The organism is Desulfocurvus sp. DL1XJH-121 (assembly GCF_054819825.1).
Map to the genome: position 1 here is coordinate 145,186 of NZ_JBTVWW010000001.1, position 12,742 is coordinate 157,927.

The following is a 12,742-nucleotide window of genomic DNA, read 5'->3' on the forward strand; positions in this document are numbered from 1 at the left end:
CGGCCCCCGCCAACGGCGGGAGCCGGTTTGCCGGGTGCTTGTGGCGCGAAGATTGCATTGCAACGGGCGGAAATCCGCAACCCGGAAATAATTGCATGCGAGGACGCGATTCATGCCTGGCGACTACATAACCTCGGGAGCCATCCACTTCACCGGCCTGGGCAACGGCACGGACTTCGATTCCATCATCGAGGCCACCATCCAGACCCAGAGCTTCCACAAGAACCGCCTGGAACACTGGAAGTCCGGCTGGGAGGAGAAGCAGGAGGCCTTCGACGAACTGAACACCGCCCTGGTGGCCCTGCAGACCCACATGCGGACCATGGACCGGCCCGACGAATTTTTCGAGAAATCCGTGGCCACCACCGACGACGACGTGCTCTCGGCCAAGGCCGAAAGCAGCGCGGGCGTGGGCAACCACACCATTCTCGTGGACCGGCTGGCCCAGAACAAGATCCAGACCTGCACCACGGGCTACACGGACCCGGACATGCCCGTGAACCTCACGGGCAGCAACCAGACCATCGTCCTGAACTACGGAAGCGAAGCCCCGGTGACCGTGGTGGTGCCCAACAACACGACCCTCACCGGCCTGGTCAACATGATCAACAAGGACCCCGACAACCCCGGGGTGCGCGCGGCCGTGGTCTCCGACGGCAACCAGCACTACCTGCAGCTCCGGGGCCTGGACATGGGCGACGACGCCACCCTGTCCCTGGCTGGCTCCACCCTGGCCGGATACGACGACACCGCCGGGAACTGGGACATCAACCAGGAGAACCAGGACTCCCGCATCCGCGTGGACGGCTGGCCCACCTCGGGCTGGATCGAGTCGGATTCCAACACAGTAGACAGTGCCCTGGAGGGAGTATCCTTCACCCTCAAAAGCATCCCCCTGGGCCAGTCCAACGCCTCGGTGACCATCTCCATCAGCAACGACGACGAGGCCATCAAGGAGAACGTGCGCGGGTTCGTGGACAAGATCAACGAAGTCCGCACGATGCTCATCGACATGACCAAGTACGACGAGAACCTGGACCGGGGGTCCATCCTCACGGGCAACTACGGCCTGCAGATGATCTCCTCCATGCTCAAGAACGTGACCTCCGAGAGGGGCGTGGGCTTCGACTCCGACGACGACACCGTCAGCACCCTCTCGCAGATCGGCATCATGACCGTGGCCGAGGAAGGCGACGTGAACGTGGGCCTGTTGGAGTTCGACGAGGAAGTCTTCGAAGAGGCCATGAAGGCGGACTCCGACGGAGTGGCCGCCCTGTTCAGCGCCTATTTCGACGCCACAACCAACTCCCCGGACTTCGCCTACAACTCGCACATCTCGGGCGTGACCCAGGCCGGCACCTACAAGGTCGAATACACCGTGTCCGGCGGGGTCGTCACCTCGGCCACCATGGGCGGGCGCGCGGCCTCCGTTTCGGGCACGCAGATCACGGGAGCGCCGGGCACGGACATGGCCGGCCTGGCCCTGGACGTGCTCAACCTCTCCGACGGCACCTACTCCGGCGAAGTCCGCATCAAGCTGGGCAAGGCCGGGCAGATGGACAGGATCCTGGACGAGATCACGGATTCCCACAGCGGGCCCCTGCACATCCTGGACGAAAACTACCAGGACATCATCGACGACATCGACGAAAAGATCGAATACGAGGAAAACAAGCTGGCGCGCATGGAGCGCACCCTGCGCAACCAGTACGCCCGGCTCGAAGCCACGCTGGCCAACTACAACAACATCCAGACGTCGTTGCAGAGCCAACTGACCCAACTCAGCAGCTAGCAAAGGAACTTGACGATGCTCAAAGGCGCCAAGGCCTATTTCCAGACACAGGTAAGCACGACCACGCAGGGCGACCTGCTGATCCTGCTTTACGACGGAGCCATCAAATTCCTGAGCCAGGCAAAGGACAAGATGGCCGAGAAGGACTACGCCCAAAAGGGTATCCTGATCTCCAAGGCCATCGACGTCATCGGCGAGCTGGACAGCAGCCTGAACCCGGAAAAGGGCGGCGAGGTGGCCCAGAACCTCCACCAGCTCTATTTCTACTGCAACACGCGGCTTCTGCGGGCCAACCTGGAGATGAACCCCGACCTGCTGGACGAGGTCATCCGCATCCTCGCGGCCCTGCGCGAAGCCTTCGACAAGATCAAGAACGAGGCCCCCGCCGTGGCGCCGCCCGCGGCCAGCGCCGCCGCGCCCACGGCCAACCCCGGCCTCATGCAGCAGCCCGGCGCGCCCACGGCCTCCGCCGCCCACGCGGCCGCCGCCTACGGCGCACCGCAGCGCCCCACGGCCCCGGCGGCCCGGGACGAGGACGCCCCGGCCGAACCGCAGCCCCAGGCTTCGGGCATCTCCCCCGTTCCGGACGCGCCGCGCCCGGGCCCCAGGCTGGTGCGCAGGCAGGGCCTGCCCGGCGCCTACGGCAACCCCGGCGGAACGGCCTGAGCCCATGACCGCGACCGGAGCGCCCATACCGGTGCTGCACGTGGCCGGAGGCCTGGGCCTCGGCGGCACGGAAAAAACCCTCCAGCTCCTGGTCTGCCATCTGGACCGCTCCCGCTTCGCCCCGGCGGTGTTCGCCTTTGCCGACGGCCCGCGCCGCGCGGCCCTGACCAGCGCGGGCATCGACGTGCACGTGGGCGACGACCTGCTGCGCGTGCTGCAACGCCTGCGCCCGGAGATCGTGCACCTGCACCGCCCGGGCTGGCCCCAACCCGGGGTGCTGCGCGCCCTGCGTCTGGCCGGAGTGCCCCACGTGGTGGAGACCAACGTCTTCGGCCGCTTCGACCCCAGCCCCCAGGCCGCCGTCATCGACCGTCATTTGTTCGTCTCGGACTTCTGCCTGCGCCGCTACGGGGCCATGAACGGGGTGGACGTGTCCGGCCCCCGCCACCGCGTGCTCTACAACCCCGTGGACACGGGCCGCTTCTCCCTCTGGCCCCGGCACAGGGACCCCGCACGCCCCAGCGTGGGCCGCGTGTCCCGGGCCGACCCGGGCAAGTGGTCGCCCCTGGCCCTGGCCATGCTGCCGCACCTGGCGCGCCAGGTGCCGGACTTCACCTACCGCGTCATCGGCGGCACCCCCGAGGCCCGCGAATGGGTCCGCTCCCACGGGCTGGACGCCCACGTTGAGTTCCTGGACCCGGTGCTCTCGGACGACGAACTGGCCGCATATTTCGAGACCATCTCCGTCTTGGCCCACGCCAACGACACGGGCGAGAGCTTCGGCATGGTCATCGCCGAGGCCATGGCCGCGGGCCTGCCCGTGGTCACCCACCCCTGCCCCGAGCCCAGGGACAACGCCCAGCTGGAGCTGGTGGAATACGGACGCACCGGGCTTGTGGCCACCTCGGCCGAGGAATACGCCGGGGCCGTGGCCTGGCTGCTCGACAACCCGGACCGGGCCCGGGAGATGGGCGCGGCCGGACGGGCCAGGGCCCAGCGCCTGTTCAACGTGCGAAGCATTGCCAAGCAGCTGGAATCCATCTACGAAGAACTCATCCTCGAACGCACCAGCCACCCCGGACGGCCCCATGCCCACGCACCCCTTCAGGCAGTACACGGATCAGATTCTCGCCTTTGACCTGGGCGGCTCCCCCTCGGAGCCGGTTCCCGACATGCCGCCGGAGCGGGCGCAGCAGGCCCTGTTGTCCATCGTCAAGGCCTGGCGCAAGGAGCCCCGTCCCGTGGTCCTGCTCATGGGCCTGGGCGACGGCGAGACCGTGCGCCTGCTGGACCAGGCCCTGCCCAAGGACGTGACCCTGGTGGTGGCCGAGCGCGACGTGGCCCACGCGCGCAGGCTGGCGGCCGATCCCGAGGCCCCCTGGTCGCGGCCGGACGGGCGTACGCACCTCTTGGCGGACACCTCGCCCTGGGCCCATTTCATGCTCTGGACCCTGAACGGCCTGACGCCCGGGACCGCCCTGCTACGGGCCACGCCCGGCGGCGCGCACCGAGGCTGGACCGACCCCCGCCGGATGTTCACGGCCGCGCGGCCCCTGGCCGCCCCGGCCACGGACGCCACCCCGACCATGTGCCTGGCGGCCATCCTCGCGCCCGGCGACCCGGGGCTGGAGGAATTCTTCGCCCAGGCCCCGGCCTTCCTGAAGGAGGTCCTGGTGGTCTGGGACGCGGAGGAGCCCCCGGCGCGGGAATTCGCCTGCGCCGCGCCCGTGCGGCACCTGGCCCGCCCCCTGGGCGACGACTTCTCGGCCCAGCGCAACCTGCTGCTCTCCCAGTGCCGCTCCCAGTGGCTCTTGTCCCTGGACGCGGACGAGCGCCTGAGCCCGGCGGCCTGGGAGGTCTGCCGCAGGCTGGCCGTGCGCCTGGCGGGCATGGGCGCGGGCGGCTGCATGCTGCCGCGCAGGACCCTGTCCCGCGACGGCCGGGGCTTCCTGGCGGGCTACGGCCTGTGGCCCGACCTGCAGCTCCGGCTGGTCAAGTGGACGCCCCGGCTCAAGTACGAGCGCCCGGTGCACGAACGCCTCACGGGAGTGCGCGGGCCCTTCGCCATCAGCCTCAACGCCTCCATCGAGCATCTTTCCCACGTGCTCAAGACCCCGGAAGAGCTGCGCAGCAAGCTGGCGGGCTTCGACGAGGCCGGAAACGGCGCCCTGTCCCACACCCTGTCCGGCGAATACCCCACCCTGCCCCTGGATTTCCTGCCCGAGGTCCAAAGCCCCGAGGAATTCGCGGGGGTGCTCCTGCCCTTCGATCCCGCGTAGCGGGCCGCGCGCGGCTCAAGAAACGGCCCGCACGGGCCGCTGGCGAGTTGATTCCCGGGGCCGGGCAAGGTATATCTTTGACCCGCACCCAAAACACAAGGTCCATGCATGCACATCACCTGCCCCAAGTGCCGATTCTCCCGCGAGGTGGCCGACGACGCCATCCCGGAGACCTCGGTTTTCGCCACCTGCCCCCAGTGCGGGGACCGGTTCCGCTTCCGTGACGCCGTGAACGCCCCCGATGGCTCCCCCGCACCGGAACGGACGGCAGGCCCGGCGCCCGCCGAGCCGGAAGCCGCCCCCCGCCCCGGCGGGCCCAGCGACATCTGGCAACGCCTGGACGAACTGGGCAAGTCCCAGCCCGGGCGGCCCCAGGAATACGGCTCCTACAGCTTCGCCGACGCGCCCCCCAGGCGGGAGACCGTGGAGGTACCCTTCGAGGACATGGAGCGCTTCGGGTTTTTCGACGGCATCTGGGAAACCATCAAACGCGCCATGCGCCACCCGGGCCTGTTCTTCGGGGCCATGCCCCTGGGGCGCGGGCGCGTGCGGCCGCTGATCTTCTACATCCTGCTGGGCGAGCTGTCCTACTTGGCCCTGACCCTCTGGGACGCGGCGGGCCTGGACCCCATGCAGATGCTCACCAACGGCGGCGCGCAGCCCCAGAGCGACGCGGAGTTCTACACCTCCCTGGGCGGCCAGCTGGCCGTGATGTTCGTGCTGCCCGTATTCTACACCGGCTACCTGTACATCAGCACGGGCATCATGCACCTGATGCTCAGGCTGTTCAGAGGCGCGTCCTCGGGGTTCGAGGCCACCTTCAAGGTCAACTGCTACGCCAGCGCGGCCTCGGTGCTCTACCTGGTGCCCCTGGTGGGCATGGTGGCGGGCTCCCTGTGGCAGCTGGCGTGCATGGTCGTGGGGCTCAAGGCCATCCACCAGACGGGCTACGCCAAGATCATCGCGGCCTTCGTGGCCTCGGTGCTGGCCGTGGCCGTGCTGGTGGCCATTGCCGCCCTGGGCGTGCATCCGGGGCCCGACGGAGCGATCTGAGGAACGCGGCATGTTCGGAAGGCTGAGGCAAGCATGGCGGCGATTCCTCGCCGCCCGCCGCCAGGCCGGGGAGATTACCCCCCAGGCCTTCTTGGACCTGTCTGCCGAACTCAGGGAGCTGGCAGAGACCGCGTCAAAACTTCGGCACTCCTCCCCCGGGCTTCAGGGCCGCCTGGAGCGCATCCTGAGCGAGATGGAACAGCTGGAAGACCTGGCGTCCAGGCCGGAATTCATGCGCCTGTCCCCGGCCAAACGCCAGGAACTGCGCCAAAGCCTGCTTTCCTCGCGCGACCAGCTCATCTCCAGCATGCAGACCGCGGCCCCGCCCACGGACCGGCTGCAATAGCGCCCTCCCCCGGTACGCATCTTGCTTCAGCAAACGCGCCGGACCTCCCCCGGCCGGACGCGCGCCGCACAGCGCCAACAGCCCAACCCACGAGGAAAAGCGATGGAACCCCGCCGGATCATTCTGGCCCTGGTCCTGGCCTGCGCCGCCACCTTCACGCTGGCCGCCTGCGTGGCCACGGACGCCTCCCTGTCCAACGCGCCCACGGTCTACGTGGACAAATGGGTCACCCGCGCCTGGAACCCGGAGATATACGTGCATCCCCAGGAGCCGCCCCTGGAGCCGGTGAGCGCCCTGCTCGTCCCGCTCAGGCTGCGCGCCCGCTACGCCAACGCCCAGGTCATCTCCACTGAGCTGACCCGGTCCCTGTGGAACGTCTGGCTCAGGGAACAGGTCTTCCCCGGCCTGACCCTGGAATACGACGGAGTCTGGAGGGGCCCGCAGAACCACCTGGACAAGGCCCGCGCCGGGGGCGCCCAGCTGCTCATCGGCGGCGAGATCACGCACCTGCTGTTCGGCGGGGACACCGGGACCACGGAAGTGGCCCTGCGCATCGAGGCCTACGACACGGCCACCGGCGCACTGGTCTGGTCCATGGCCCATGCCGGCACCCTGGCCACGGGCATGACCAAGGACATGATTTTCTACTACCAGAAGAACCGCATGCCCACCTCGCCGTCCGCCGCCATCATGGCGGCGCTGGGGACGGACATGGCCAAGCCGCTCAAGAAGTGGAACTTCGGCCAACCCAAGGAAGACCCCAAGGCGCCGACGCCGATGGAGTAAAGGGGCGGACTTTCGGCGCAGCCCGGCAAAGGCGCCGTGGCGCAGAACCATGCGAGTCGCCGTTTGCTTGTCTGTTGGAAGAGTCGTTACGCAAAACCAACCGAGCCCTCCCGCCCTCCCGCCGCGTTCCGCAACAGGTATGAAGGGGTGGTTTTGGGGAAGGGATGTAGTGCTGCGGGCGCGTGGCGCGGGAGAGGCGCGCTCCCTTCGAAGGATTTCCCCCGCCGCGCGGCTTCGCCGCTGGGGCGGGACAAATACAGGCGGTCGCACCCCTCTCCCGCGCCACACGCCAGGCGGCAGCGAAGAGTCTCCCGACCCGAGAACGCGACAGGAATAAAGAAAAAGTATCCTACCTGACGATGCCGCAGGGAATCATACGGAAAAGTACTTCCCCCATGACGTGGCATCCCGTGTTTTCCGCCCCCACCTGCTCCCCAAGCCCCGACGCGCTGTCCGGCGCAGCGGCTGTGATGGAAATCAGCGAAACGAAGCAGGGCTCGTGCGACGGGGCGGCATCACCTGTGCCGCGACACGAGGGGAAGAATCATTGAAAGACTGCACAACCGTAACGCCCCAGCGCCCCATGCGGGTACGGGGGGCGTAGCGGCTGTGATGGTAATCAGAAAAGCGAAGCCCCCCGTACCCGCATGGGGCGCGGCCGCGCCACCCATTCCAACACTCCCGACAAACCAACGCCCTACCCGCGAGGGAACGCGGTGGGCGGGCGGGAGGGCACAAGTGGTTTTGCGCCACGACAAAAAAACCCGACCATTCATATCCCTCCCAAACCTGCGCCCGCCTCCGCGCCACGACTCCCCTCCCCTCTCCCTCTCCTCTTTCTCACCCAATCCCCAAAACCCTTGACCCACATCAAAGCCCCCGGCACCCTCCCATGCAATGAACACCACCATGAAACACCCCCCAGACCACTTCCCTCTCGTCCTCGAAGGCCCCGGCTTCACCGTCACGGCCTGCGCGGGAGCCTCGGGCTGTCCCAAACGCGCCCTTGACGCGCCGGACCTGCCCGGCCGCATCCACGCGGCTCTCGCCGCCCTGCCCGGACTTGGGCCTTCCCAGGAGTCCGGCCCCCTGGCCGCCCACCGCGTGCTGCGCGTGGGCGTGTCCTACTGTCCCAACGGCTGCGCCCGTTCGCACATCGTGGACGTGGGGCTCATCGGGGCCTGCGTGCCCGGGGTGAACACGTCGGCCTGCACCCGCTGCGGAGCCTGCGCGGGCATCTGCCGCGAGCGGTCCGTGATCCTGGGCCCCCAGGGCGCGCTGGAGGCGGTGGACGAATCCGACTGCCTGGCCTGCGGGGCCTGCGTACGGGCCTGCCCCACCGAGGCGCTGACCGCCAGGACCACGGGCTGGCGCGTGCTGGCGGGCGGGAAGCTGGGCCGCCATCCGCGCTTCGGGAGCGAACTGCAGGGGCTGACGGCCACGGACGACGCGCCCGCCCTTGTGGCCCGTCTCGTGGCCGGGCACCTGCGCCTGGCCCGGGGGCACGAGCGCCTGGGGGACGTGGTGGAGCGCCTGGGAACGGACGCCCTGCTCGGCTGACCGGCGGCCCGAAAATGGCCCCGCACGGCGGGTTGCAAAGTCCGGTCGCGTGGTTACATTTTCCCCTGCCCCGGCAGGCCGCGAGTCTTTGACTCCGCCTGCGGGAAAGACTATGGTTCCACCTCGTTTTCGCTCAAGCCGACAGCCTGCCCGGGGACCGGACGTCCGGCCCCAAACCATACCGGAGGAACCCGATGATTGGTATTTCCAAGCTGTACTGTGGCGCGGTGGAGGCCTCCGACGCCCTGCGCTACGGACGCGATTCCAAGGAATTGCCCTCCCATCTGCTGCAATTCTCCAAGGACAAGAAGCCGGTGGTGGTCTGGAACATGACCCGCCGCTGCAACCTCAAATGCGTGCACTGCTACGCCCAGGCCGTGGATCCCGACGGCCAGGACGAGATCAACACCGAGCAGGCCAAGGGCATCATCAAGGACCTGGCCGAATTCGGCGCGCCGGTGATGCTGTTTTCCGGGGGCGAGCCCCTGGTGCGCAAGGACCTGCCCGAGCTGGCCAGCTACGCCACCGAGCAGGGCATGCGCGCGGTCATCTCCACCAACGGCACCCTGATCACCAAGGACAAGGCCCGCGAACTGAAGCAGATCGGCCTGTCCTACGTGGGCATATCCATGGACGGCGGCGAGGAGATCCACGACAAGTTCCGGGGCGTGCCCGGGGCCTACAAAAAGGCCATCCAGGGCATCGAGAACTGCAAGGCCGAGGGCCTCAAGGTGGGGCTGCGCTTCACCATCAACAAGCGCAACCAGGGCGAGATCCCCAAGCTCTTCGACCTGCTGGAGGACCTTGAGGTCCCGCGCATCTGTTTCTACCACCTGGTCTATTCGGGCCGGGGCTCGGAGCTCATCAAGGAAGACCTGGACCACCAGGAGACCCGCGACGCGGTCTACCTGATCATGGACCGCACCCGCGCCCTGTTCGACAAGGGCCTGGAAAAGGAGGTCCTGACCGTGGACAACCACGCCGACGGCCCCCTGGTCTACCTGCGCCTGCTCAAGGAAGACCCGGCGCGCGCCGAGGAGGTCATGAAGCTGTTGTCCTTCAACGAGGGCAACAACTCCGGGCGCGGCATCGGCTGCATCTCCTGGGACGGCCAGGTGCACGCGGACCAGTTCTGGCGCAACCACACCTTCGGCAACGTGCTGGAGCGGCCCTTCTCCGAGATCTGGATGGACGAGAACATCGAGCTGCTGCACAAACTGAAGGACAAGAAGCAACACGTGGGCGGGCGGTGCGCCAAGTGCCGCTATCTGGACATCTGCGCGGGCAACTTCCGGGCCAGGGCCGAGGCCTACTACGGCGACATCTGGGCCCAGGACCCCGCCTGCTACTTAACCGACGACGAGATCAGCCGAGCATGAACCGATACAGGGCCGACATGGGCCGCACCCTGCGGGGTTTCGACATGGTGCACAAACCCGTCCGCACGGCGGGCTTCCACAGGGGCATTTTCCAGATCGAGCAGCGCGACGGCGACCTGCAGTACAGCGAGGAGCGCATAGCCGAAGCCGAGGCCCGCAAGGCCAAGGCCAAGGAGGCCGAGCTGTCCAAGGGCGATCGCAACGGCTGACATTCCCCGGCCCCGGAGCGCACCGGGGCCGCGCAAGGAGTTGCTATGGACCTTCCCTCCTTTTTCAGGGGACGCAGGCTGCGCCGCACCCCGGCCTTCCGGGAGATGATGCGCGAAACCGTGGTCAGGCCCGAAGACCTGATGATGCTCTACTTCGTGGTGGAGACGGACGACCCGGGCTTCAGGAAGCCCATCGACTCCATGCCCGGCCAGTTCCAGCTCTCCCTGGACGAATTGGAGAAGCAGGTGACCGAGGCCGTGGGCCTGGGGCTTCGGTCCTGCATGCTCTTCGGCATCCCCGCCGCCAAGGACGGGGCCGCCTCCGGGGCCTACGCCGAGGACGGCATCGTGCAGCGGGCCGTCAGGCGGCTCAAGGCCGCGCACCCCGAGCTCATCGTGGTCACGGACGTCTGCCTGTGCGAATACACGGACCACGGGCACTGCGGCATCATCCGGCCCGGCGACACCAAGGGCGTGGTCTGCAACGACCCCACCCTGGAACTGCTGGCCAGGACCGCCGTGTCCCACGCCCGGGCCGGAGCCGACATGGTGGCCCCCTCGGACATGATGGACGGCCGGGTGCTGGCCATCCGTACGGCCCTGGACACGGCCGGGTTCGAAAGCCTGCCCATCATGTCCTACGCCGTGAAGTACGCCTCGGCCTTCTACGGCCCGTTCCGCGACGCGGCCGAGTCCGCCCCCAAATTCGGGGACCGCAAGACCTACCAGATGGATCCGGGCAACGCCCGCGAGGCCCTGCGCGAGGCCATGGCCGACGTGGAGGAGGGCGCGGACATCCTGATGGTCAAGCCGGGCATGCCCTATCTGGACATCATCCGCCGCGTGCGCGAGAGCTTCGACCTGCCCGTGGCCGCCTACCAGGTGAGCGGCGAATACTCCATGATCAAGGCCGCCGCCCTGAACGGCTGGGTGGACGAGACCGCCATCATGCTGGAGTCGCTCACGTCCATCAAGCGCGCCGGGGCCGAACTGATAATGACCTATTTCGCCGAGGACTTCCTGCGGCTCGGGAGGAGCTAGATGGCCCACCCCAAGGACAGCTTCGAACATCCCGGGGCCATGCCCGCGGGCCAGCCCGGCGGCAAGCCGGGCGGACACCCCGGCGGCGCGGACGCGGACGGCACCCCGCCGCTGCGGCTGGTGGCCTGGGAGATCACCCGCTCCTGCAACCTGGCCTGCAAGCACTGCCGCGCCGAGGCCCACGAGGAGCCCTACCCGGGCGAACTGGACACGGCCGAGGCCAAGGTCCTCATCGACCAGTTCCGGGCCACGGGCGACCCCATCATCATCTTCACGGGCGGCGAGCCCATGCTGCGCAAGGACTGGCCCGAGCTGGTGGAATACGCCACAAGCATCGGCCTGAAATGCGTCATGAGCCCCAACGGCACCCTGATCACGCCCGAGACCGCGCAGCTGATGAAGGAAAAGGGCGTGCAGCGCCTGTCCATCTCCATCGACGGGCCCGACGCCGCGTCCCACGACGAGTTCCGGGGCGTGCCCGGGGCCTTCGAGGCATCCATGCGCGGCATCCAGTACCTGAAGGACGCGGGCCTGGAGTTCCAGATCAACACCACCGTGACCCGGGGCAACCTGGGCATGTTCAAGGACATCTTCAAGCTCTGCGAGAACCTGGGGGCCGCGGCCTGGCACATCTTCCTGCTGGTGCCCACGGGCCGGGGCGCGCAACTGGGCGCCGAGGTCATCACGGCCCAGGAGTACGAGGACGTGCTCAACTGGTTCTACGACTTCCGCAAGACCACGGACATGCAGCTCAAGGCCACCTGCGCCCCGCACTACCACCGCATCCTGCGCCAGCGGGCCAAGGAGGACGGCATCCCCGTGACCTTCGAGAACTTCGGGCTGGACGCGGTGTCTCGCGGCTGCCTGGGGGGCGTGGGCTTCTGTTTCGTGTCCCACACGGGCCAGGTGCAGCCCTGCGGCTATCTGGTGCTGGACTGCGGCAACGTGCGCGAGACGCCCTTCCCGGAAATCTGGAAGAACTCCAAGCATTTCCTGGAATTCCGCGACCAGTCGCAGTTCGAGGGCAAGTGCGGGGTCTGCGAGTACCACAAGGTCTGCGCGGGCTGCCGGGCCCGGGCCTACACCATGAGCGGCAGCCACCTGGCCGAGGAGCCCCTGTGCTCCCACATCCCCGCGCGCATGCGCAAGGAGCAAGGCTGATGGACGACCTGGACCGCCGCATCCTGGACATGATCCAGTCGGGCTTCCCCCTGGAGCCCCGGCCCTACGCCGTGATGGGCGAGGCCCTGGGCGCGAGCGAGGACGAGGTCCTCTCCCGGGTGCGCGGCCTCAAGGAGTCCGGCGTCATCCGGCGCATCGGGGGCAATTTCCAGTCCGCCAAGCTGGGCTGGCACTCCACCCTCTGCGCGGCCAGGGTGCCCGAGGAAAAATTCGAGGCCTTCGTGGCCGAGGTCAACGCCCACACGGGCGTGACCCACAACTACCTGCGCGACCACGAATTCAACGTCTGGTTCACCTTCATCGGCGAGGACCCGGAGACCGTGCAGGCCACCCTCAAGGAAATCACCGCCGCCACCGGCGTGGAAATCCTCTATCTGCCCGCCACCAAGATCTTCAAGATCAAGGTGGATTTCAATATGGGTAGTAAGGACGACGAAGACCAATAGGAG

The 12,742-nt window shown here is 67.9% G+C and carries 13 protein-coding genes; all 13 read left to right on the plus strand.

Translation table 11 applies throughout. The features are described from left to right. Nucleotides 1–112: 112 nt before the first annotated feature. A complete protein-coding gene (fliD, locus tag ACYYG1_RS00675; protein WP_461208335.1) occupies nt 113–1,792 on the plus strand; it encodes a flagellar filament capping protein FliD in 1,680 nt (559 codons plus the stop codon). 15 nt (nt 1,793–1,807) lie between these two features. Further along, on the plus strand, nt 1,808–2,458 hold the full coding sequence (gene fliS, locus ACYYG1_RS00680; protein ID WP_461208336.1) for a flagellar export chaperone FliS: 651 nt from the start codon (nt 1,808–1,810) through the stop codon (nt 2,456–2,458). A gap of 4 nt (nt 2,459–2,462) precedes the next feature. Continuing rightward, nucleotides 2,463–3,596: a glycosyltransferase family 4 protein gene (locus ACYYG1_RS00685; protein ID WP_461208337.1), complete on the plus strand. Its 1,134-nt coding sequence runs from the start codon at nt 2,463–2,465 to the stop codon at nt 3,594–3,596. Continuing rightward, complete coding sequence (locus tag ACYYG1_RS00690) at nt 3,547–4,737, plus strand: glycosyltransferase (protein WP_461208338.1); 1,191 nt, start codon at nt 3,547–3,549, stop codon at nt 4,735–4,737. The genes ACYYG1_RS00685 and ACYYG1_RS00690 overlap by 50 nt, the downstream gene beginning before the upstream one ends. Nucleotides 4,738–4,845: 108 nt before the next feature. Next, on the plus strand, nt 4,846–5,790 hold the full coding sequence (locus tag ACYYG1_RS00695; protein WP_461208339.1) for a YIP1 family protein: 945 nt from the start codon (nt 4,846–4,848) through the stop codon (nt 5,788–5,790). 10 nt (nt 5,791–5,800) lie between these two features. Next, nucleotides 5,801–6,136, plus strand: coding sequence for a hypothetical protein (locus tag ACYYG1_RS00700; protein WP_461208340.1), 336 nt, complete (start codon nt 5,801–5,803; stop codon nt 6,134–6,136). Between the two features lie 102 nt (nt 6,137–6,238). Next, nucleotides 6,239–6,922, plus strand: coding sequence for a hypothetical protein (locus ACYYG1_RS00705; RefSeq protein WP_461208341.1), 684 nt, complete (start codon nt 6,239–6,241; stop codon nt 6,920–6,922). A 909-nt stretch (nt 6,923–7,831) separates the two neighbouring features. Further along, on the plus strand, nt 7,832–8,482 hold the full coding sequence (locus ACYYG1_RS00710; RefSeq protein ID WP_461208342.1) for a 4Fe-4S binding protein: 651 nt from the start codon (nt 7,832–7,834) through the stop codon (nt 8,480–8,482). Nucleotides 8,483–8,676: 194 nt separating this feature from the next. Beyond that, nucleotides 8,677–9,861: a 12,18-didecarboxysiroheme deacetylase gene (gene ahbC, locus ACYYG1_RS00715; protein ID WP_461208343.1), complete on the plus strand. Its 1,185-nt coding sequence runs from the start codon at nt 8,677–8,679 to the stop codon at nt 9,859–9,861. Next, nucleotides 9,858–10,070 (plus strand): hypothetical protein, encoded by a 213-nt coding sequence (locus tag ACYYG1_RS00720; RefSeq protein ID WP_461208344.1) that lies wholly within the window; start codon nt 9,858–9,860, stop codon nt 10,068–10,070. The genes ahbC and ACYYG1_RS00720 overlap by 4 nt, the downstream gene beginning before the upstream one ends. Nucleotides 10,071–10,115: 45 nt before the next feature. Next, the gene (hemB, locus tag ACYYG1_RS00725; RefSeq protein WP_461208345.1) at nt 10,116–11,111 is read left to right on the plus strand and encodes a porphobilinogen synthase; all 996 of its coding nucleotides are present in this window, start codon (nt 10,116–10,118) and stop codon (nt 11,109–11,111) included. Beyond that, a complete protein-coding gene (ahbD, locus tag ACYYG1_RS00730; RefSeq protein ID WP_461208346.1) occupies nt 11,112–12,272 on the plus strand; it encodes a heme b synthase in 1,161 nt (386 codons plus the stop codon). Further along, a complete protein-coding gene (gene ahbA / locus ACYYG1_RS00735) occupies nt 12,272–12,739 on the plus strand; it encodes a siroheme decarboxylase subunit alpha (RefSeq protein WP_461208347.1) in 468 nt (155 codons plus the stop codon). The genes ahbD and ahbA overlap by 1 nt, the downstream gene beginning before the upstream one ends. The last annotated feature ends 3 nt before the right edge of the window (nt 12,740–12,742 follow it).